Origin of the sequence: Flavobacterium melibiosi, assembly GCF_048158545.1 — a bacterium.
GTDB lineage: Bacteria > Bacteroidota > Bacteroidia > Flavobacteriales > Flavobacteriaceae > Flavobacterium > Flavobacterium melibiosi.
Window position 1 is genome coordinate 74,028 of sequence record NZ_JBLNKU010000016.1, and the last position, 24,562, is coordinate 98,589.

Sequence of the window (24,562 nt, forward strand, 5' to 3'; positions counted from 1 at the left end):
TTCGAGGTGATAGAGACGCAGCACTGCTACGTCTGTACAAAATCAATTTTTAATTGCAAATAAATCAATAGTAAAAACTATGATGAATAATAGAAATAATAACAATAAAGATAAAAACCCTGTAAAAAGGTTTAATAAAATCTCAATAGGACTTGCTTCTCCTGAATCGATCTTGAAAGAATCAAGAGGTGAAGTATTGAAGCCGGAAACTATCAACTACAGAACGCACAAACCGGAGCGTGATGGTCTTTTCTGTGAACGTATTTTCGGACCAGTAAAAGATTTTGAATGTGCTTGTGGTAAGTATAAAAGAATACGTTACAAAGGAATCATCTGTGACCGTTGTGGTGTAGAAGTTACTGAGAAAAAAGTACGTAGAGACAGAGTGGGTCACATCAATCTTGTTGTGCCAATTGCTCATATCTGGTATTTCCGTTCTCTTCCAAACAAAATTGGTTATATCCTTGGTCTTCCATCTAAGAAATTAGATATGATTATTTACTACGAAAGATACGTAGTAATCCAAGCAGGTATTGCTAAAAATGCAGAAGGTGAATCATTACAAAGATTAGACTTTTTGACAGAAGAAGAGTATTTAAATATTTTAGATACACTTCCTGCTGACAATCAGTATCTTGATGATTTTGATCCTAATAAATTTGTTGCCAAAATGGGAGCAGAATGTATTATGGATTTATTGGCAAGAATAGATCTTGATGCATTGTCTTACCAATTGAGACATAATGCTAACAATGAAACGTCTAAACAACGTAAAACTGAAGCGTTAAAAAGATTACAAGTTGTTGAATCTTTCCGTGAGTCTAACTTGAACCGTGAGAATCGTCCGGAATGGATGATTATGAAAGTGGTACCAGTTATTCCACCAGAACTACGTCCACTTGTGCCACTTGATGGAGGTCGTTTTGCAACTTCAGATTTAAATGATTTATACCGTCGTGTAATTATACGTAACAATCGTTTGAAAAGATTAATGGAGATTAAAGCTCCAGAAGTTATCTTAAGAAACGAAAAACGTATGTTACAGGAATCTGTAGATTCACTTTTCGATAATACGCGTAAAGCTTCTGCAGTAAAAACAGAATCAAACAGGCCATTAAAATCATTATCTGATTCCCTTAAAGGTAAACAAGGACGTTTCCGTCAAAATTTACTTGGAAAACGTGTGGATTATTCTGCTCGTTCGGTAATTGTTGTTGGACCTGAATTGAAATTATCTGAATGTGGTATCCCAAAAGATATGGCAGCAGAATTATACAAACCTTTTGTTATCCGTAAATTGATAGAAAGAGGAATTGTAAAAACTGTAAAATCAGCTAAGAAAATAATAGATAAGAAAGAGCCTGTAGTTTGGGATATCCTTGAAAATGTTATCAAAGGTCACCCAATATTACTGAATCGTGCTCCTACTTTGCACAGATTAGGTATCCAAGCATTCCAACCAAAATTAATTGAAGGAAAAGCAATCCAATTGCACCCTTTAGTTTGTACTGCATTTAATGCGGATTTTGATGGGGATCAAATGGCAGTTCACTTACCATTAGGACCAGAAGCTATTTTGGAAGCTCAATTGTTAATGTTGGGTTCTCATAATATTCTGAATCCTGCAAATGGTGCTCCAATCACGGTACCTTCTCAGGATATGGTTTTGGGTCTATACTATATGACCAAAGAACGTTTATCTACTCCTGAGCTTAAAATTTTAGGAGAAGGAATCACTTTTTACTCTGCTGAAGAAGTAAATATTGCTTTGAATGAAGGTAGATTAGAATTGAATGCATCTGTGAAAATTAGAGCAAAACATTTTAATGAAGCTGGTGACTTAGTTTACCAAATCATTAAAACTACTGCGGGTCGTGTATTGTTTAATGAAGTAGTACCGGAAGCAGCTGGATATATCAATGATGTATTGACTAAGAAAAACCTTAGAGATATTATCGGACACGTTTTAAGCGCTACCGATGTACCTACAACTGCGGCTTTCTTGGATAACATGAAAGACATGGGTTACAAATTTGCCTTCAAAGGTGGATTGTCATTCTCTCTTGGGGATATTAGAATTCCAGATCAAAAACCAAAATTAATTGCAGACGCCAGAGAACAAGTTCAAGGTATTTCTGCAAATTATAACATGGGTCTTATTACTAATAACGAACGTTACAACCAAGTTATTGATGTATGGACTTCAGCGAATGCTCAATTGACAGAGTTAGCAATGAAGAACATTAGAGAAGACCAACAAGGTTTCAACTCAGTGTATATGATGCTTGATTCTGGAGCGAGGGGTTCCAAAGAACAAATTCGTCAGTTAACCGGTATGCGTGGTTTGATGGCTAAGCCTAAAAAATCTACTGCTGGTGGTGGTGAAATTATTGAAAACCCGATTCTTTCTAACTTTAAAGAAGGTCTTTCTATCCTTGAGTACTTTATCTCTACTCACGGTGCGCGTAAAGGTCTTGCGGATACGGCTTTGAAAACGGCCGATGCAGGATATTTAACAAGAAGATTGCACGATGTATCTCAAGATGTTATTGTTAATATCGAAGATTGTGGTACATTAAGAGGTGTTGAAGTATCAGCATTGAAAAAGAATGAGGAAATAGTTGAATCTCTAGGAGAAAGAATTTTAGGGCGTGTTGTATTACAAGACTTAATTAATCCTTTAACTAGTGAAATATTAGTTAGATCTGGTCAGCAAATCACTGAAGTTATAATGAAAGCAATTGACGCTTCTCCTATCGAGAAAGTTGAAGTTCGTTCACCATTAACTTGTGAAGCGTTGAAAGGTATTTGTGCAAAATGTTACGGTAGAAATTTAGCTACTGGTAAAATGACACAAAGAGGTGAAGCGGTTGGTGTAATTGCAGCACAATCTATTGGAGAACCTGGTACACAGTTGACATTACGTACATTCCACGTTGGTGGGGTTGCGGGTGGTATATCTGAAGAGTCTAGTATCGTTACAAAATTTAACGGTAAACTGGAAATTGAAGATTTAAAAACGGTTAAAGGAGAAGATAGTGAAGGTAATGCAGTTGATATTGTAGTTTCTCGTTCAACTGAATTAAAATTAATCGATGAGAGAACAGGTATTTTATTAAGTACTAATAATATTCCTTACGGTTCTAGTATTTTCGTTAAAGACGGTCAATCTGTTGTTAAAGGAGATGTAATTTGTAAATGGGATCCATATAATGGAGTTATCGTTTCTGAGTTTACCGGTAAAATTGCTTACGAAGATTTAGAGCAAGGTCAATCATTCATGGTTGAAATTGATGAGCAAACTGGTTTCCAAGAAAAAGTAATTTCTGAATCCAGAGCTAAAAAATTAATTCCAACTTTATTGGTTTACGGTAAAGAAGGGGAACTAATTCGTTCTTATAACTTACCAGTTGGAGCCCACTTGATGGTTGAAAACGGTGAGAAAATTAAAGCAGGTAAAGTATTGGTAAAAATTCCACGTCGTTCTTCTAAATCAGGAGATATTACAGGAGGTTTACCTAGAATTACAGAGTTGTTAGAAGCTCGTAATCCTTCAAACCCAGCTGTTGTTTCTGAAATTGATGGTGTTGTTTCTTTTGGAAAAATCAAAAGAGGTAACCGTGAGATTGTTATCGAATCTAAATTTGGTGACGTTAGAAAATACTTGGTTAAATTATCAAGCCAGATTCTAGTTCAAGAAAATGACTTTGTAAGAGCAGGGGTGCCTTTATCTGATGGTGCAATTACTCCGGATGATATTTTAAGAATTCAAGGTCCAGCAGCTGTTCAACAGTATTTGGTAAATGAAATTCAAGAAGTATACCGTTTACAAGGGGTAAAAATCAACGACAAACACTTTGAAGTAGTAATACGTCAAATGATGCGTAAAGTAAGGGTACAAGATCCAGGTGATACTTTATTCTTAGAAGATCAATTGATTCACACTAAAGATTTTATCGTTCAAAACGATAAATTATATGGTATGAAAGTAGTTGAAGATGCTGGAGATTCTAGTGCTTTAAAAGAAGGTCAAATTATTACGCCTCGTGAGTTGCGTGATGAAAACTCTCTTTTGAAACGTACAGACAAAAATCTTGTTGTAGCTCGTGATGTTGTTACTGCAACAGCTACACCGGTTTTACAAGGTATTACAAGAGCATCTCTTCAAACGAAATCGTTTATATCAGCTGCATCTTTCCAAGAAACTACTAAAGTATTGAATGAAGCTGCTGTTGCAGGTAAAATCGATTACTTAGAAGGATTGAAAGAAAATGTAATTGTAGGTCATAGAATCCCTGCCGGAACTGGTATGAGAGAATATGACAATACGATTGTAGGTTCGAAAGAAGATTACAATGATATGATGGCTAATAAAGAGGAGTACATTTACTAATAAAAAGGATATGAGCAATTCAAATCAACAACAAGAACAAATCAACATTGAGTTAGATGAAAAAACTGCCGAAGGAATTTATTCCAATTTGGCAATAATCAATCATTCCTCTTCAGAATTTGTTTTAGATTTTGTAAGTATCATGCCTGGTATTCCTAAAGCTAAGGTAAAATCAAGAATTGTCTTGACACCACAACATGCCAAAAGATTGTTGAAAGCGATTGGAGAAAATATTCACCGATTTGAAGTCGCTCACGGCGAAATAAAAGATAGTGAACAACCTTCAATACCACTTAATTTTGGTCCTGCAGGACAAGCATAATTCTAAGTTATAGAAAAAAGGCTCCAGAAATGGAGCTTTTTTTTTGTCATTTTTTTAATGAAAAACCTTCTTTAAAGTATTATAATTCAATCTTTTTCTTTGTTTTTATTTAAAAGGTTAAAAGGAAAATGGTTGATTACCTCATGTTAGTGCTATAAATAAACGGAGTTTTTATTCAAATTTTGTCGCTTAGACGAGTATTAAGGCGATTCATCGGAAATATTTTTTATTAGAAATTTAATGGTATAGTTTCGTATCAGAATAAGAGAGACATCTTATTTTATTTTAATAAAAAACATAAAATGAACTATATTTCACAACATAATGATACTAAAATAACTAATAATATTTTTATATTATTAGTTATTCTTTTACTGTCTAATGTTTCTGTTTTTGGTCAATCGACTGAAAATATTGTTGCTACTAATGCTATTGAAGTTGTTAGTGTTGCAAAGCAAGATAATGTTTCAACAAGTACTACTTCTAATAATATGAATTTTGTGCTTTGGTTCATGGGTTCAAAACAAGATCCTAACGTTACGATTTCAACAGAGGGAATTAACACAAAGAAACAAATTATGACTTCAGGAATGGCTCCAAATAGATTGTTAATTAAAGCTTTTTTGAAAAAAGCGGTAAATTTAGAGAGTTCATTAACTTAAGATTAAATTGATTTTAACCCACATAAAAAGAGGCTGTCCGAAAAGTAATTTCGGGCAGTTTTTTTTGTTTTCAATCTTGATTATTGGCATTTTTCAGTACTAAAAACACTGATTATGCAGCCCGTTTTCAAACATCATTAGAATTTTTTTCGTTGAATTTAAATGATTTAATCTCAGAATATCATTCCGCTAGATTAATAGATTGCGTTATTGAAATATAAGAAATTACTGATATTATCTCACGATACAAAGGTGGTGGAACTTCTAGTTACCACTCTAAAATACTGCTTAAAATATTATTTTACGGGTATTTAAACAATACTTATTCTTACAGAAAATAGCTAGAGCCATTAAGGAAAACATTTACTTTATGTGGCTTTCAGGTGGTTTGCAACCTAATTTTAGAACCATAAATGATGTCCCGTCCTGAAATAACGACACACAATTTAATTTGTCTACCCTAAATTATTGTTACAGTTAATAGACAAATTATCATTAAATGTGATAATTTTAATTTGTCAGTATAATTTAAATGATTTATAAAATTTAAGTGTTAATTTTATCCATATTTAGTTTAAAAAGGGGGTGTTGTAATATGAAAAATTTTATTTTGTTTTGTTGTTTAGTGTTGTTTTCCATAGCTGTTTGGGCTCAAAAACCAATTGAAAAATATAGATTTGTTAATATAAAAGAAAACATTTCCCAAATTGGCGTACATACAATAATTCAAGACCACTACGGTTTTATTTGGCTAGGTACCGGTGGAGCTGGATTAAATAAATTTGACGGAAGTGATTACAAAACATATAAATTCAAACCAAACGATCCTACCTCATTAAGTAATAATATTATCAATTGTTCTTATCTTGACAATATGAACAGATTATGGTTTGGTACAGACGAAGGACTCAACTTATACGACTACAAGAATGATTGTTTTAAAAGAATTCTTTTATCTGAATTCAAAAAAAATAAAAGAAATGTTTCGGTTAAGAGTTTGATAGGAGATAAGAAGGGGAACTTATTTATTGGTACTGTAGAACTAGGATTATTCAAGATGGATTTAAATAATTTTAAGGTTGAAAAAATATTATGTCAAGAATCTAACTTAACTTCAACTATTACGATAAATGCGCTTCAGGTAGATGCTAAGGGAAAGGTATATGCTGGAACTGATAGAGGTCTTAAAGAGTTTGACGCTAAAACAAATACACTTAAACGTTCTGTTTTTAAAAATAAAGAAGGGCTTAAGTCCATTAATGACCCTATTCAATGTTTATTAATAGAAAAAAATAATATATGGATTGGAACTGTGTCTACAGGCTTATTTAAAATTAAGAGCAATGATAATAGTAAAGATCATCTATTAGAGATAAATCATTTTCAAATTTCACAAAATCGTCTTTTATCAATTATTACTTTACCGGACAAAACCTTAATGTGTGGTACGGAGAATGAAGGGTTATTTCATATTGATTCCAATGGGAAAATTTTAAATCATTATTTATCAAGTAAATACGAAATAAAAAATATTCTATCTAATTCTATTTGGTCTTTATTTTTGGATCGTAATGAACGTATATGGATGGGATATTACAATGCAGGAATTGGTGTTTACGACAAGTTATATGATAAGTTTGAAAATCTAGAAAGTATACCTGGCATTCCTAATTCATTACAAATAAATTCTGTTACTGCTATTGTAAAAGATCATTTTAATAAATTTTGGTTAGCTATGGATGGAGGAGGCATTGATGTTTTTGATCCTAAATCGAGTCAGTATACTCATATTGGCCCTACAGAAAACAAGGTGTTTTCGGGGCTGACCAATAATTACGTAGAAGCATTATTTATTGACAGTAAACAAAATATATGGGCTGGTACTTGGAATGGAGGGGTATATTTTTTAAAGAATGGCAATAAAAAATTCATTAATTTCACAGTAAATAATTCAGGTGGAGGTTTAACCTCCAATAATATCATCAGTATTACGGAAGATTTAGAAGGAACTATTTGGTTTGCTAGTTGGGACAAAGGTCTGCATTCGTTCAATCCGGAAACAGGAAAATTTACAAATTACAGGTCAGGGGTATTTTTAAAATACGGTATTTCAGATAGTTACGTGTCTAAAATATTAGTTGACAAAAAAGGTAATCTTTGGGTAGCGACAACAAGTTTAGGTTTGTTTAAGATTAAAAAGTTAGCAGGGAATACGTTTTCTATTGTATCAATGGCTAATAGGATGTCTAAAGAACTTAAAAATTACGCAAAAACTGACGCCGTTTGGTCACTATATGAAGGAGAAGACGGTTCAATATGGATTGGAACAAGAGGTGGTGGTTTGTGTAAATACAACGGTAAAACTGATCGTTTTAAATGGTATAACAGACTAAATGGTTTAGAAGCCGATAATATAGTGGGTATTATTGGAGATTTAAAAGGAAATATTTGGCTTAGCTCAAATTCAGGAATTATAAGATTAGACGTTAAAACCAATAGGTTTACTAGTTATACAAAAAATGATGGACTTCTTTCTAATGATTTTAACCGAAATGCTACTTTTAGAGATGAACAAGGAATCATTTATTTTGGTAATTATTTTGGATTAGATTATTTCAACCCTTCAAATATTTTAGTTAATAATGTTTTACCATCGTTATATTTAACAGACTTTAAGTTATTTAATAAAACGGTTACGACTAATCAGAAAGGGTCGCCTCTTCAAAGTGCTATTGGTGAAACGAAGAGTATTACTTTAAATAATACCCAATCTGTATTTACTATTGAATATACAGGCATTAACTATACAAGACCCGAAAAAAATCAATATGCTTATTATCTTGAAGGTTTAGAAAAATCATGGAATTATGTTGGTAGATTAAGAAGTGCCACTTATACAAATTTGGAACAGGGTAATTATATATTCAAATTAAAATCTGCCAATAGTGATGGTAAATGGAATAAAGAAATATTAGAACTAAAAATAACTGTTTTACCACCTTGGTGGAAGTCAAATATAGCTTTGTTCTCTTATGTTGTTTTGTTGCTTTTGGGGGGCTATTATTTTAATAAGATGATGCTTATTAGGTTGAATAAAAATAAAGGAATAATTCTAGAACAAAATAAAAGAGTGCAAGAAAAGGCTTTAAATGAAAAAAAGTTTCAGTTTTTCACTAATATATCCCATGAATTAAGAACACCTCTTACCTTAATTATGAACTCTATTGACGATATTATTAGAGATGATACCTTAAACCTTGCAACACGAACAAAAGAAAAGTTAAATATTATTCATAAAAACACCAATAGACTTTATAGATTGATTAACGAGCTATTAGATTTTAAAAAACTTGAATCAAATAAATTAAAGGTTAAAGCTGTGAAATTAAATTTAGTGGATTTTATTAAAGATGTTGTAATCCATTTTAGAGAAGAATTATCTATCAAAGGAATAGAATTTGATCTAGATTCAGATGTAGCAGATCTATCAATTTGGAGTGATGCAGATATGTTGGAAAAGATTATTTTCAATATCCTATCAAATGCTATTAAGGTAACACCAAATGGTGGGACAATCAATATCAACCTTCAATCAACGGATAAGTTATTCCATTTACCTTTAGTAAATAAAACTGAGGGGGTAAAAGCGGTAGAGATTATTATTTCTGATACGGGTCCGGGCATTGAAAAAGGAGAAGTGGAAAAAATATTTGAGCGTTTTTATCAAGTTGAAAATTTAAATAAAAGTTATTACGGAGGTACAGGAATTGGTTTAGAATTGGTTCGAGATTTTGTTAGGTTACATAAAGGCGAAATTGAAGTTGACAGTAAAGTAGGAGAAGGAACAACTTTTACAATCATATTGCCAATGGGCAAGTCTCATTTTGATGATAATGAAATACTTTTAAATAGTATAGCGGTTCAAGTTAAAAAGGAACAAGCACTTACAAATTTTGAAATAGAAAAGGAAAAGGGAATTGATATAGATGAAAATCTACATAAATATACATTGTTAATAGTAGAAGATAATTACGAACTTAGAGATTATTTAAAAAAAGAACTTGAAAATGAGTACAAGGTTTTAGTTGCTAATAATGGAAAAAGTGGAATTGATTTAGCTAATGAGTTTCTTCCGGATATTATATTAACAGATGTCATGATGCCAGAAATGGATGGGTTCGATTTTTGTAAAAATATAAAGAGAGATTTAAGAACAAGTCATATTCCTGTATTAATGCTTACTGCCAAAACTGAAATCGAAGATAGAATAGAAGGTATTGAAGTGGGTGCAGATGCTTATATGGTTAAGCCTTTTGATATGAGGTTATTAAGGTTGCGCTTATCCCAGTTAATAACTAGCAGGCAGTTAATTTTTAATAAATATTTTAGTTTAATTAGTACAGTGCCTGAGGGAATTAAAACATTATCCTTAGATAAAGAATTTATTGAGAAAGTGTTAAACTATATTAAAGAGAATATAAGTAATCCGGATTTAAATGTAGAATCACTTGCAACTCAATTAAAATTGAGTAGAAGCCAGTTTTATAGAAAAATTAAAGTGCTCACTAACCAGACCGCTAATGAGTTTTTAAGAAATGTTCGACTTCAAAAAGCAAAACAAATTTTGGAAAAGGACAATGTAAGTATAAGCGAAGTATGTTATAAAACTGGATTTTCTTCCCCTTCTTATTTCACAAAATGCTTTAAGAGTTATTTTGGTATATTACCTACAGATGTTAAAATCAATAAAAACGAGCTTTGATGATTGGTTTAGTCGATTAGAAAATCAGTGTAGAATCCTCATTTTTAAACCCACCAAGTACACTATTCCAAAAAGGGTGTAAGTTGAAATGGATATGTAATAAAAACGACACTCTCCCCAAAAGTGTGTAAGTTAAAAAGTTAGGCTTCGATTTTATAATAGGAGCCTTTTTTTAATATAAGGGTAAATTGGTTTAAAACAATTCACCAATTTTGAATCGGCATGGACTATTTTTTGGTTGCTTCTCTTAAAGCCAAAAAAACACTGATTTTAGAACTGCCTCATCCGTGGGGAATGACAATTTATTTTTGGTGTATTTTCGGATTTTACCAGTAAGATTTTCAATTAAATTGTGGCATAAATGTTTTTTCGGATTACAATTGGAAAGTCAAAAAATACCGTTAGCTCCTTCCAGTTATCGTGCCAGGATTTGAGTACATAAAAATAGTTGTTTTCCCATTTGTCGGTAAAATCTTTTAAAGCCAGCTCTGCGGCTTGCTTGGTTGGAGCGTTATGATAGTTTCATATCGGCAGTAAATTGCTTACGGTCCTTCCAAGCAACGTGTTTACAAGCGTTTCTAATTTGATGAACCATGCATATTTGTGTTTTGGATTTTGGAAAAACACTTCTGTCTTCAACAACACAAGCTTTTAAATCGGTTAAGATACTCATCCAAAAACTGCTGCTTTCGTATTTGCCGAACCGTATCCCCAAATCTTCTTTTTTATCCTTTTCTGTTGGGCCTAAGGCTAAAAAGATGGTTTTGTAGATGACTTTTGAGCCTTCTCTAACTTTAAAAACAATGTCATCCATCCAAACAATTAATTAAAGGTCTTCTAATGGTTTATTGGATATGTAAATAAATCAATTATAGGATCGAAATATCATAGAAGGCCGTTTGCAAAGGGATATTTTATAGTTAAAATGGAATTTAAGACTATAAAAATTGTTGCATCGACTATAAAAATATCGCTTAAAAGCTAATTAAATGCGTAATAGCTTTAAAAATTATAGTTATTGCTTTAAAATTGATATTTAAATTTTTGTATTTTCTTAACATTTGCCAAACTATAGAATTCAAATTTTTTAAATTGAATTAATTTGTTGAAATACTACTATTAGATGCTCTCAGCACTTTTTGATTATTCACATTAATCTTTTTTAAAATTAAATCTCATAGTACTAAAACTAACCAAAAAAAAATTTTTATGAAAAACAAACTGCTAAAAAAACTAATACTTCCAGTATTCTTATTATTTGGAAGTATTATTTATGCTCAATCAGTATCGGGTACTGTATCCGATAAAACAGGTCCTATCCCAGGTGTTAATGTATCGGTTAAAGGTACTGCTGCAGGAACACAAACAGATTTTAATGGGGCTTTTGAAATCAATGTTAAGAATGGAGATGTTTTAGTCTTCACTTTTATAGGTTTTAAATCCCAAGAGATTAATTACAAAGGGAAATCTCCAATTAATGTAGTGTTGGAAGAGGATTCAGCTGTTTTAGACGAAGTTGTGGTTGTAGGTTATGGGGCTAAGAAGAAAAGTTTAGTAACAGGGGCAATTTCTAGTATTAGTTCTGCTGATATTCAAAATTCTTCGTCAGCACGTGTTGAGTCCGTGTTACAGGGTAAAACATCAGGTGTTACCGTTGTATCTTCTTCTGGGGCTCCAGGTTCTGGTTCTAAAGTTAGAATTAGAGGTGCCGGTTCTAATGGAAATTCAGATCCATTATATATTGTTGATGGAATGAAAGTAAGTTCTATAGATAATATTTCTCCAAATGACATTGCTAACATGGAGGTTTTAAAAGATGCAGCATCTTCTGCAATTTATGGTACACAAGGAGCAAATGGAGTTATCATTATTACAACTAAACAAGGTAAGCCTGGAGAAACAGTAGTTAGCTATAGCACTCAATTAGGTACTCAATCAGTTAGGACTAATATGAAGTTGATGAATGCGTCTCAATTTGTAACCTATTTCCAAGAGGCAGGAAGAACCCATGTAGTTGATAACGGTATTAATACAAATTGGATAGATGAAACTTTTCAAAATGCAGCTACACAAAGACATGATTTAAGTATCTCTGGAGCTAACGAGAAAACGTCTTTCTATTTTTCAAGTTCCTATATGGATCAAGATGGAGTTGTTGGTAAAGATTCAAACTATAAAAGGTTTACAGGAAGACTTAATCTTAAAACTCAAGTCAATAATTGGCTAGAAATAGGTTCTAATATAACCTATTCAAATATAGGGTCTTCACCAATTGCTGAAGATGATTCAACACGTGGAGTTGTAACTAATGCTTTAGTTATAGATCCATTAACGCCAGTAATTTATACAGGAACTTTACCACAAAGAGCTTTAGATGGAGTAGCTGCAGGAACAGCTATGACAGATAGTAATGGGAATGTTTACGGATACCCAACTTATGCAACTGGTGAGGCTGTCAACCCTGTGGCATCTGCAAATTACAGATTTAGAGGAGGTATTGATACGGATAAAATTTTAACATCGGTGTTTGCTAAATTGAATTTAGCAGAAGGTTTATCATTTACGTCTAGATTCGGATATGAAAGAACAAATACGTTTGATAATAGATGGAGTCCTATTTGGGTTGTATCTTCAGAATCTCAAAATTCTACTGTAACATTAAACAATCAGATTTCAAGAAGTTCAAAATGGTTATGGGAAAATTTTGCGAGCTACACTAAAGAATTTGGTAATCATAATATAACAGGATTATTGGGGTATTCATCTGAGAAAACTAAGAGTCCATTTTATTCTTTACGCGGATCGGAAATTCATGATCAAACAGACCAATTTGCATACTTTGACTATGCAAACCGAGATAATGATGTAATTGGTGGTAGTATTGTTGAGAAAAAAGGAAGCTCAGTTTTTGGAAGAATTTCATATGATTATATGGGTAAATATTTATTAGAAGGCTCGTTGCGTAACGATACCTCTAGTTTTTTTCCGACTTCAAAAAAATCGGGGTATTTCCCGGCAGCTTCTGCAGGTTGGTTAGTATCTAAAGAAAATTTTTGGAAAGAAGGTTCGAAAATTGATTATCTAAAACTACGAGCTAGTTGGGGACAAAATGGTAGTGATAACAATTTAAGTACTTACATAAGCAGCTTAATATTTCAAACTGTTGCAACAGAAGTCGCTACAACAGTTCCAGTTGTTTACGAAGGCGTAAGTGGTATTACTCCAGGGAATTTACCAAATGCTAATTTAGAATGGGAACGTTCTGAACAATTGGATTTAGGTTTAGATTTACGAGCATTAAATAATAGGCTAAATTTTTCAGTTGACTATTATGTTAAAACAACTAAAAATTTACTTCTTGTAAATGGAAATATCATTGCACCTCCATCTTTAGGTGTAGGAGTTCCTTCTATTAATGCTGGAACAGTTGAAAATAAAGGGTTTGAATTTGAAATGGGTTACAGTGATAAAACAGTGGGTGGTTTTAGTTATGGTATAGACCTTAATTTGTCAACCTTGCATAATGAAGTTACCGAAATTAATTATGTAGGTGATGATGGTTTTATAATAGGCGCACTTGCACCACAAAACAATGATGGTGTAACTCGTTTTCAAAAAGGATTACCATTATGGTATTTCTATGGATACAAAACTGACGGTATAGATCCTGCAACAGGACAAATAAATATTGTAGACACCGATGGTGTAGCTGGAATTACATCAAACGATAAAACAAAAATCGGTTCTCCTCACCCTGATATTCTTTATGGAGGAAATATTGAATTTGGATATAAAGGCATTGATTTAAACATTAGAATTCAAGGTACGCAAGGGAATGATATTTTTGAAGCTTACCACCAGACTTCAAGACCGATCACCAATAAACCAATTCAATTTTTTACAGGTAGATGGCAACAGGCAGGAGATATTGCATCTTATCCTGCTGCGCAATATGCAACATCTGCATATGATACTGATTTAGTAGTAAAAGATGGTTCTTATATGAGAATTAAACAAATTCAATTGGGATATAATTTCTCTAATGAAGTTTCTAATAAATTGAAATTGAGAAAACTAAGAACTTATGTGTCTTTAGACGACTATTTTACTTTTACTAAATATAATGGTTTGGATCCTGAAGCAGGAAGTTTTTCTGATAATAGTATAGGGGTAGATAGAGGATTTTATCCAATAGCTGCTAAAGTATTACTTGGTTTGTCACTTGAATTTTAATAAAATAAAACATTAAATATGAAAAAAATAATATATAGTGTTATGGTTATATTTTTTATAACTGTATCATGTAGTTCAGATTTTACGGAGGTAGCTCCGGTAGGTGTGCTGGAGAGTACAACTTTCTTTGATAGTGAAAGTAATACGGAAGAAGCCTTAATTGGATTGTATGACCTTGTACAATTTAATAATGATCAGGCCTGGAATTCAGCTTTTTTTATTAAAGTACTGCCTGGTGATGAGGCTAATGCCGGTGGTGGTAATGCAACAGATCAAAAGCAATTACAAGATATTGATGATTATGCAAATATATCTATTTCTAATCCCTCTTTGGAAGGTGTTTGGAATAAGGAATATAAAACAATTGCACTTGCAAACACTATTATAGAGAAGGTTGAAGCAGGAAGTTTAAGCAATAAGACCTTTGCAATTGCAGAAGCAAAGTTTATGAGAGCTTGGTGTTATTTTGAGCTAACAACTATGTGGGGTGATGTGCCTTTGCGTTTAGAAAATCCAACAACAATTAGCGCTGATGCTTTTGCTAAACCAAAAAGTTCAAGAGCAGAAATTTATGCTCAAATAGAAGCTGATTTAGCTGTTGCTATTGCTGGTTTGCCAGATAAAAGCGCGGTTAAAAATAATTTTAGAGTTTCAAAAGGGGCTGCTCAAGCATTATTAGGGAAAGTGTTGATTTTTCAAGGAAAAACTCTTGCTGCAATTCCTTATTTAAAAGCTGTAATAGATAATCCCGCTCATGGTTTAGAGTCAGACGTTTCAAAAGTTTGGTTAAAAGATTCAGAATTTGGAAAAGAGTCTTTATTCGAAGTAGGCTTTATTACTACAAAAGGTTACGATTGGAGTAATCAAACTATTGCTGGTCGTCAAGAAAGTAACATATTTATACAATTAATGGGTGCTCGTGGTGATGGTTACTTTAATTTGACAGGTACTGGATTGAGTAATGGATGGGGCTTTAACTTGCCAACAGCAAAAATATTAAATGCTTTTGATACTGCAGGAGATGTAAATCGTAAAGCTGCTACAGTAATGAGTGAAGCGGAACTTAATGCATTTGGAGGAAGTTTAACTGGCACCCCTTGGGACTATGAAGGAGGTATCAGAACAAAATATGCTGCACGTGCTTCAGAAACAAGCAGTGGTGGTGTTGCAGCATTAAATTATGGTACAAACTTGAGATTATTTAGATATGCTGAAGTATTGTTACTTGCGGCCGAAGCTTATAATAAGGAAGGACAAGATGACAAAGCGAGAATAGAATTAAACAAAATTAGAAATAGAGCTGGATTAGCTGATGTGTCTTCGTCCTTAACAGGTGCAAATTTGTTTAACGCTATTGTAAATGATAAATTCTTGGAGTTAGCTTTTGAAGGACAGCGTTTTTGGGATTTAGTTAGATGGGGAAGAGCTAATGCAGAGTTATCTAGTAAAGGATATACTTCTAAAAATGATTTATATCCAATTCCTGCATCAGAAATTGCTAAAAATAAAGCGCTAACAACTGCAGATCAAAATCCAGGTTATTAATATAATTTGTTAAGTTTGTTTGTTAATGGTGGCTGCCCGAAAAGTGATTTTCGGGCAGTTTTTTTATAAAATGGTTAGATTTTGTATTTTTAGGCATTATAAAAACTGAGAATGCAAGCTGTATTTAAATCCCATTCTGTTCATGAATAAATATTTTTTTTATTTAGATTTAAATGTTTTAATTCCAGAAAATCATTCGGAAAAACTTATAAATTCTGTAGTTGAAAAAATAGAGATTCCTGATGTGATTTCACAATACAGAGGCGGGGACCTATCGAGTTGTTTCCTAAAATGAAGATAAAAATACAATTTTAGGCTATCTGAATAACACCAGTTTTTTGTAGAAAAAAAGCTAAAGTTGTCAAGGGAAACATTTACTGTATATGACTTATAGGTGGTTTTCAGCTTGATTTCAGAACGATAAATGGACACTTTTTGTAGCATATTCAATCTTTGAGCTTTTTCTCCAGTTCATGAATTTTTGCTTGCTCGGGAATTAGTTTTAAATTTTCTTTTCCAGAAAAAATTCCTTCTTCAAACTCCTCGGACTCTTTGCTCTATTTATAAAATTGTGGGGCTGTTATTCCTAATTCTTTGGCGAATTCTGATATGTTTATTCTATAAACTCAATTGGATCGCTTTCTCTTTAAAAGCTTTGTCATAAATTTTGCGCACTTGTTTCATAAGCTAAAATTAAGATTTTTCTTAACTTTCTGTGATTGCTAAGTTAACATGTCCAAATGTTTGATGGCTTTTAAAATTGTAACTTATTAAAACCTAAAGAGGCTGTCTATTTTTGGACAGCCTCTTTAAAATTGTACTTTATTTTTTATTAATCCAGTATCACTTTCTCAGGAATAAACATTTTTTTATAAGTACCTTAATCAAATTCCGAAGTGAAATATAATTTAACATTTGGATATTTATTTTGTGTCATTTGAATTGTAAAGTCAGAATCAGCTAGAAATACCAATTGTCCGTATTTATCATGAGCCAAGAATTTTTGTTTAATTCTTCTAAATTCTTTAAACTCATCGCTTTTTAAATCATTTGGTTTCACCCAGCAAGCTTTATGAACAGGAAAATTTTCATAGGTACATTTTGCACCGTATTCATGTTCTAGTCGATATTGGATAACTTCATATTGAAGTGCTCCTACGGTTCCGATAATTTTTCTGTTATTCATTTCTAAGGTGAATAATTGTGCAACACCTTCGTCCATCAACTGATCAATACCTTTGTCAAGCTGTTTAGCTTTCATTGGATCAGCATTATTTATATATCTGAAATGCTCTGGAGAGAAACTAGGAATTCCTTTAAAACTCATAATTTCACCTTCGGTCAACGTATCTCCAATTTTGAAATTTCCTGTGTCATGTAAACCAACAATATCACCAGGATACGATATGTCTACAATTTCTTTTTTCTCGGCAAAAAAAGCATTTGGACTGGAGAATTTTAAATTCTTCTTTTGGCGAACGTGATAATACGGTTTGTTTCTTTCGAAAGTTCCAGAAACAATTTTTATAAAGGCCAGACGGTCTCTGTGTTTCGGATCCATATTGGCATGGATTTTAAAAACAAATCCAGTCATTTTTTCTTCTTTGGGATCTACTAATCGTGTTTCAGAATCTTTTGGTCTTGGTGATGGAGCAATTTGAACAAAACAATCTAATAGTTCTCTTACACCAAAATTATTCAATGCCGAACCAAAAAATACAGGTTGTAATTTCCCATCTAAATAATCCTGACGATCAAATTTTGGATAAACTTCGTCTATCAGCTCTAGTTCTTCACGTAATCTGTCAGCAGGTTTTTGACCGATAATTTTCTCTAATTCTGGATTTTGAACATCGGAGAAAGCAATTGTTTCTTCAATATTTTTACGGCTGTCGCCACTAAATAAGTTGATGTTTTGTTCCCATAGATTATAAATTCCTTGAAAATCATAACCCATTCCTATTGGAAAACTTAATGGAGTAACTGTTAAACCCAGTTTTTGTTCCACTTCATCCATCAAGTCAAAAGCATCTTTTCCCTCTCGGTCTAATTTATTGATGAATACGATAATTGGAATTTTTCGCATTCTACAAACAGCAACTAATTTCTCTGTTTGTTCCTCAACACCTTTGGCAACATCAATTACAACAATAACGCTGTCAACAGCGGTCAAGGTTCTAAAAGTGTCCTCGGCGAAATCCTTGTGTCCCGGAGTATCTAGAATATTTATTTTTTTGTCTTTATAATTGAATGCTAAAACCGAAGTAGAAACCGAAATTCCTCTCTGACGTTCAATTTCCATAAAGTCACTGGTAGCACCTTTTTTGATTTTGTTGTTTTTTACAGCACCTGCTTCTTGAATAGCCCCACCAAAAAGGAGAAGTTTCTCAGTAAGTGTTGTTTTTCCGGCATCAGGATGTGAGATAATCCCGAAAGTTCTTCTGCGTTGTATTTCTTCTAAAAAGCCCATATTTGTATAAATAGTTTGCAAAAGTACTATTTATAAATGCCAATTAAAAAAATTGTATACTCTAAATGGAGTAGGCGAGTTTTGAAGTTGCAATTCTTGAGATTTTAAATCAATATTAGAATTGCAAATATTTAACAGCTGATAAAAAAGAAGGCTGCCTTTTCAGACAGCCTTAATGATATTTATGTGTTACATGTTGATTGACCAAACAGAATATCCATTTGGTGGGCACTGAATTTTAACCCATTTATCACCTTGGGTTGTAGGAAACCAAGTTGAATTTCCTGTAAAATCTTTGATTTGAGCATTAGCCCAATTCGTCTGAATCCATCTTTCTTGCCAAGTTGATGAGTTGTTAATGTAAACCACTAAACCAGGATTTCCATTATAGCCATTTCTTCGGGCGATATATTCATCAGTATCTGTATATAAAATAGAAGTAGTTCCCGTTCCTTTATTGTTGTGAATCCAAATAAGATTATCCAGTTTCGCTTTATTCAACCATTCTTCATAATCTCTATAAAAAATAGTTGGATATCCCTCGTGCGTTAAAATATAAGCGTACGCTAATTCTTTTTTCCAAATTTCATCGGTGTCATGATTGGTGACGAAAGTAACCGCTTTGTAAGGGTTTCTTTTCCACATCATGTCATCATTCAAAATATTTAGATTGTTTCCGTCAAATGCATCGTTCATTTTATAGTAACAGGCAAAATCAAATACAGAACTGTTGGCGTTGTTCGCCCAATCGTTAAGTATGTTTACGTTAGAATCCCATAATTCACCAACGGAGAAGCCACCAACGTTTGCATTCCAGTCTTTGACAACCCAAGGAGCAAAACCTTTCACGTAATCAAATCTCCAACCATCAAATTTCATGGTGTTTTTATAATATTTCCCTACGCCATCTGCTCTTTTCCAAAGCCAGTCTTGTACATTTGGCACCACATGAGCTAAGTCAGGAAAACCTCCAAAAGCACCTTCATCGTTGTTTCCGTAAGCATTTTTATAAAAATCAGCACTGGTCCTAGGGAATTTGCCTGAAGCGACACTAGTAAAATTAGTATAGGTTTGTGTTCCTGTAAAAGGATTGTTTTCTAATTGTCCACCGCTATTGTGATTTAATACCATATCAGCATATACTTGCATGTTTTCGGCGTGCACTTTAGTTATCAGACTTTCTAATTCTGTGCGGGAACCAAATCTGGTTTCTACAGTACCATTTTGATTGTAATTTCCAAAATCAAAATAATCTGTTGGATCGTAACCCATAGAAAATGGTCCGTTTTGCGCTTTTGAAACCGGAGGAAGCCAGATGGAACCAATACCAGCATTTGACCAAGCAGTTATTTTGGTGTTAACAGTATTCCACCAGTTTCCGCCAGCAGGAACGTCCCAATAAAAAGCTTGCATCATAACGCCACCGCCAGGATTTGCAACGTACCTTCCAGTTGTTGAATTAGTCGATTTTCCTGTGCTGAAAGGTTGTCCGTCGTGATGAGTAACGTTGATTACTTTGAATTGTGAAACTGCTGTAGATGAATCGGTTACCAGATCGTCATTCGAATTACACGAATACATACCAACTAATAAGGCTGATAACAGATACGCTTTAAAATTTTGTTTTTTCATAAAATGAATAAATTAGGTTAAGTAATAGATTTTGGGGTAACAATTGAAAAATAGAATGCAATATGATTTCTAGAAATTTAATTTTTATTTAGTGGTTTTTTTAAGGTTAGAAATTAAAGCTCATTTTATTAAAACCAAAAAAATAAATTAAATAATTATTATAAATTTATTTTTATGTTTAATATTTTGATAAAAAATCACTTTTTTAGCTAATTTATATAAATTCTTATGTGATGATCATGAGATTTTTTTTAATTCTTAACGAAAACGTTGTAGTGTTTACAACTTTTTAAATAGAGTACTGAAAATGAAAATTTTAAACCTTGGTTTTTTGATATTTTTTTTGGGGAATGATTTTTTTAATTGTAACTCCATTTAGAGTAAATGAAATATTAGAAAAAGGAAAACAGATTTTACAAAAAAGCTAGGATGTTTGAAAAAGGGAAATAAAACGATACTGTTACGATTCAAGAATGTACAATGAAGATTTTATTTTTTCATTTCTAACGTTCAGTTTCTTTACTATCTAGGAGCTAAATATCGCAATAAATAAATGCGTTTATAATTTTTTGTTAATACTAGGTAGGAAACTTGTATTATGTAATTGAATTGTTATTTTTGTTCGTTTTAAGTTTAAAGAAATGTAAGTAATTGTATTATAAATTCAATTGATTTCTTGGTTCTTAAAGTGTATATTTGGCCAAAATTAAAATGGTCCTATCAAAACAGATTTGAAGATAGAAAAATAACGATAGTTTACGATAAAAATAAATTTAAAAAATGCCATTAAAAACAATACAAATGAGATTCATAAATAATAAAATTGCACTTACTTTTTGTCTTATGTTTTTTTTAAGTGCTGTTATGAGTGCTCAGGAAATTATAAAAGATAGTGCAGTTGTTGCTGTTGTAAAAACGTCATCTAATCAAAAGTTAAAAATTGACGGTGTTATTGCTACAGTTGGTGATTACATCATATTAGATTCAGATATTGATAAGTCTTACTTGGAAATTTCCAGTCAAGGTGGTTCTGTAAAAGATATTACAAGATGTCAGATGTTGGGGAAATTACTGGAAGATAAATTGTATGCGCATCAAGCGATACAAGACAGTATCAAGGTAACGGATTCTGAAGTGAAAGGAATGATGGACGATCGAGTGAACTATATGATAGAGCAACTAGGATCTTTGGATAAAGTGGTGAAGTATTACAAGAAAAATTCCGAAGAAGAATTTAGAACTTATTTCTTTGATATTTTGAAAGAAGGGAAGTTGACTTCTGAAATGCAAAAAAAGATTGTCGATGAAGTAGAAATCACACCTGAAGAAGTACGTAATTTTTTCAAAACAATACCTTCAACTGAGCTTCCTCTTTTTGGTGCCGAAATGGAAGTAGCGCAAATCGTAATCACTCCTAAAGTTTCGGATGTTGAGAAGCAAAAAGTGATAGACAGACTTAATGGTTTCAAAAAAGAAATCCAAGAAGGTTCCAGTTTTGCTACAAAAGCAGTTTTGTATTCACAAGATCCAGGTTCAAGATCCAATGGAGGATATTATAAAATGAATCGTAAAACACCATTCGTCAAAGAATTTAAAGATATCGCTTTTAGTCTTGCCGAAGGAGAAATTTCAGCTCCATTTGAAACGGATTTTGGATATCATATTATATATGTAGAAAAGATAAAAGGACAAGAAATAGAATTGCGTCATATCTTATTGACACCAACTGTGTCTGAAGAATCATTGAACGAGGCGAAAGAAAAAATTGCTTTAATTCGAAAAAGAATTGAGGATAAAGAGATTACTTTTGCGGAAGCAGCAAGAACGCTATCTGACGAAAAAGAAACCAGAGCAAACGGTGGAGCATTAATTAACCCAAAAACACAGGATACACGTTTTGAATTAACAAAAATGGATCCTAGTTTATACAGTCAAGTTTCAAATTTGAAAGAAGGAGAAATTACTGCGCCGTTCATGGAAGATGAGCAAGGAAAGAAAAAATTTAAGTTGATTACCGTAACTAATAGAATAAACGAACATACAGCTGATTACGCTAAAGATTATATCAAAATTAAAGAATTGGCTTTAAAAGAGAAACAAATCAAAGCTATCGGAAAATGGTTCGATGAAAAAATCAAAGAAACCTATATTAAAATTATTGGAGAATACAGAGATTGTACTTTTACAAATAACTGGTTGAAAAAATAATTTTTATAAAATAAATAAAAAGAGTTAGCTTTATGAATTCATAAAGCTAACTCTTTTTAATTTAAAATACATTCTAAATGTCTGACGTCGCAGCAATACATAACTTAGTTCAAAAAAGAAATGAGCTAAAAAACGAAATAGCAAAAATAATTGTTGGTCAGGATGCGGTGGTGGATCAAATTTTACTTTGTATTTTTTCTGGAGGTCATGCGCTTTTAGTGGGAGTTCCTGGATTAGCAAAAACATTAATGGTAAATACTTTGGCGCAAGCCTTAGGACTTGATTTCAAAAGGATTCAGTTTACTCCGGATTTAATGCCATCGGATATTTTGGGAAGTGAAATATTAGACGAAAGCCGAAAATTCAAATTTATAAAAGGACCTGTTTTTTCGAATATTATTCTGGCGGATGAGATTAACAGAACGCCTCCCAAAACACAAGCGGCTTTACTAGAAGCCATGCAGGAACGTTCCGTTACCATTGCAGGTGAAAATTATAAATTAGATTTGCCATATTTTGTATTGGCAACTCAAAATCCTATCGAGCAGGAAGGAACGTATCCTTTGCCTGAAGCACAATTAGACCGATTCATGTTTGCCATAAAGCTGGAATATCCTTCTTTTTTAGAAGAAGTTCAAGTGGTAAAACGTACGACTTCCGATTTGAATAATACAATAAATCCGTTATTTACGGCACAGGAAATCACCGACTTTCAACATTTGATTCGCAGAATTCCTGTCGCTGATAATGTGATTGAATATGCGGTTACATTGGTCAGTAAAACGCGTCCGGATAATGTACTGTCGAATGAATTTATAAAAAACTATTTGGATTGGGGAGCAGGACCAAGAGCTTCACAGAATTTAATTTTGGCTGCCAAAGCAAATGCCGCTTTCAACGGAAAATTTTCTCCTGATATCGAAGATGTAAAAGCTGTGGCAACAGGAATTTTACGTCATAGAATTATTAAAAATTACAAAGCTGATGCCGAGGGAATTACAGAAGAAATGATTATTGCATCTTTGTTGTAAATTATAAGAACTATAAAAAAAGATACTCACACAAAGTCAATTTATTTATATTTTATTTAACCAAATAAAAAGACAACTATGATTTTTTCTTATGAAACTGCCCCGCTTAGTAATTTAAAAAATAGCAGTTCTTATCCTCTCTGGGGAGTTTTGTGAGCTGTGAACTTATTTTTTATTTATAACGGCATCCAATTCGGTATCATAAAAGAATAAAAACATGCTTCCCATCATGTCTTGGGCAACAGTAGATGTATTGTTGACTTCCAAAACCAATTCATATTTATGGTTTTTATACAACCAAATTCCTGCTTCTGAACTAAAGGAATCAATATTTGAAAGGCCTATTTTGTCTTTATGGTTATTCATGTGACTCGTGAAAATTGATTTTTGTGTTGTTTTGTCAAACAAATTGATGGAAGTGGCAAAAGGATGTACATGAACTGCCGCGGCATGCAATCGCAGGCTGTCTTCAATTTGTAATTGATTGTCAATCGAACTTCGATAGGTGTTCTTGCCAACAGGTATTACCCAATGTCCCGATAAAACATTCCCTTTTCCGTCCTCATAACTGTGATTTTTGGTTTCTATTGGAGTGCAAAAATCGGTTCCGGGGTAAATCGGACTTTTAAAAGGGTCGACTTTATTGTAGGGCAGCATGATGAAAACTGTTCGGCTTAATAAAGGTTTTATAATCGTATTGTCTTTTGAGTAATCAATAGTCACTTCATGTTTTATTAGGTAATTGGCGTCAGGAAAGTTATGGTTTAAGGATTGTGTAGTAATATAAAGCATGTCGTTACCTTTCATAGGAACGCCATATCCATTTGGAAAATTAAAATTTTCCAGACCATGTGAAAGTGAGGTTAATCTCGGATAGTAAATACCTATTCTTTTTTCAAGATGAAAATTGCTGAAGTATTTTACATCGTTAAAATCGATATTAGTATGACATATAAAATCATTGGAAATTTGAGTTTTGGTTTTCGAGTTCAATGCCTTAACATGAAAACCAGTGATCCAAAGTAAGGTGGAATCTTGTGAAAGTTGTATAAAATTAGATGATTTTGGACCTTCCATTGATTTGTAAATCCCGTCAATGTAAAAAGTCGGGGAAATCATTTTGTATTCCTGATGAGAATTGTCAATAAACCATTGGTTGTCTACTAATCCGGTTTTCAGAAGAAAAGTAGTTTTTAGTATCGCTTTATGCCGATTTGGAAGTTGCCAATACCAAATTCCGGTGCCAATAATGCAGAGTAAAATAAAAACTCCTGATAATTTATATATCTTTGATTTTGTCATAC

11 protein-coding genes and 2 pseudogenes are annotated in these 24,562 nt (G+C 32.6%); 9 read left to right on the top strand and 4 right to left on the bottom strand.

The features are described from left to right. Positions 1-79: 79 nt before the first annotated feature. From rpoC to ACM55F_RS16800, 5 genes and pseudogenes are all read left to right on the top strand, one after another. The gene (gene rpoC / locus ACM55F_RS16780; RefSeq protein ID WP_416854981.1) at positions 80-4,393 is read left to right on the top strand and encodes a DNA-directed RNA polymerase subunit beta'; all 4,314 of its coding nucleotides are present in this window, start codon (positions 80-82) and stop codon (positions 4,391-4,393) included. A 10-nt stretch (positions 4,394-4,403) separates the two neighbouring features. Then, positions 4,404-4,715 (top strand): DUF3467 domain-containing protein, encoded by a 312-nt coding sequence (locus tag ACM55F_RS16785; protein ID WP_035670440.1) that lies wholly within the window; start codon positions 4,404-4,406, stop codon positions 4,713-4,715. 302 nt (positions 4,716-5,017) lie between these two features. Beyond that, positions 5,018-5,377, top strand: a complete 360-nt coding sequence (locus ACM55F_RS16790; RefSeq protein WP_416854982.1) for a hypothetical protein — start codon at positions 5,018-5,020, stop codon at positions 5,375-5,377. A gap of 242 nt (positions 5,378-5,619) precedes the next feature. Then, positions 5,620-5,795 (top strand): annotated as a pseudogene (locus ACM55F_RS16795) (transposase); the annotation flags it as partial. A gap of 177 nt (positions 5,796-5,972) precedes the next feature. Beyond that, positions 5,973-10,139, top strand: coding sequence for a hybrid sensor histidine kinase/response regulator transcription factor (locus ACM55F_RS16800; protein ID WP_416854983.1), 4,167 nt, complete (start codon positions 5,973-5,975; stop codon positions 10,137-10,139). Positions 10,140-10,369: 230 nt separating this feature from the next. Here ACM55F_RS16800 and ACM55F_RS16805 read toward each other — a convergent pair. Then, positions 10,370-10,965, bottom strand: a pseudogene (locus tag ACM55F_RS16805) (IS256 family transposase); the annotation flags it as partial. Positions 10,966-11,348: 383 nt separating this feature from the next. On the opposite strand from ACM55F_RS16805, the gene ACM55F_RS16810 reads away from it, so the two are divergent. Together ACM55F_RS16810 and ACM55F_RS16815 are read left to right on the top strand one after the other, a co-directional pair. Beyond that, complete coding sequence (locus ACM55F_RS16810) at positions 11,349-14,372, top strand: SusC/RagA family TonB-linked outer membrane protein (protein ID WP_416854984.1); 3,024 nt, start codon at positions 11,349-11,351, stop codon at positions 14,370-14,372. Between the two features lie 18 nt (positions 14,373-14,390). Then, a complete protein-coding gene (locus tag ACM55F_RS16815) occupies positions 14,391-15,917 on the top strand; it encodes a RagB/SusD family nutrient uptake outer membrane protein (protein ID WP_416854985.1) in 1,527 nt (508 codons plus the stop codon). Between the two features lie 880 nt (positions 15,918-16,797). Here ACM55F_RS16815 and ACM55F_RS16820 read toward each other — a convergent pair. Both ACM55F_RS16820 and ACM55F_RS16825 read right to left on the bottom strand, forming a co-directional pair. Continuing rightward, positions 16,798-18,387, bottom strand: coding sequence for a peptide chain release factor 3 (locus ACM55F_RS16820; RefSeq protein WP_416855002.1), 1,590 nt, complete (start codon positions 18,385-18,387; stop codon positions 16,798-16,800). 189 nt (positions 18,388-18,576) lie between these two features. Beyond that, positions 18,577-20,019, bottom strand: a complete 1,443-nt coding sequence (locus ACM55F_RS16825) for an alpha-amylase (protein ID WP_416854986.1) — start codon at positions 20,017-20,019, stop codon at positions 18,577-18,579. 780 nt (positions 20,020-20,799) lie between these two features. On the opposite strand from ACM55F_RS16825, the gene ACM55F_RS16830 reads away from it, so the two are divergent. Further along, positions 20,800-22,227 (top strand): peptidylprolyl isomerase, encoded by a 1,428-nt coding sequence (locus ACM55F_RS16830; RefSeq protein WP_416854987.1) that lies wholly within the window; start codon positions 20,800-20,802, stop codon positions 22,225-22,227. Positions 22,228-22,304: 77 nt separating this feature from the next. Next, positions 22,305-23,258 carry an AAA family ATPase gene (locus tag ACM55F_RS16835; protein WP_416854988.1) on the top strand — a complete coding sequence of 318 codons (954 nt, stop codon included), beginning with the start codon at positions 22,305-22,307 and terminating at the stop codon, positions 23,256-23,258. A 165-nt stretch (positions 23,259-23,423) separates the two neighbouring features. Here the strand turns inward: ACM55F_RS16835 and ACM55F_RS16840 are convergent, their stop codons facing one another. Beyond that, positions 23,424-24,560: a hypothetical protein gene (locus ACM55F_RS16840; RefSeq protein WP_416854989.1), complete on the bottom strand. Its 1,137-nt coding sequence runs from the start codon at positions 24,558-24,560 to the stop codon at positions 23,424-23,426. Positions 24,561-24,562: the final 2 nt, after the last annotated feature.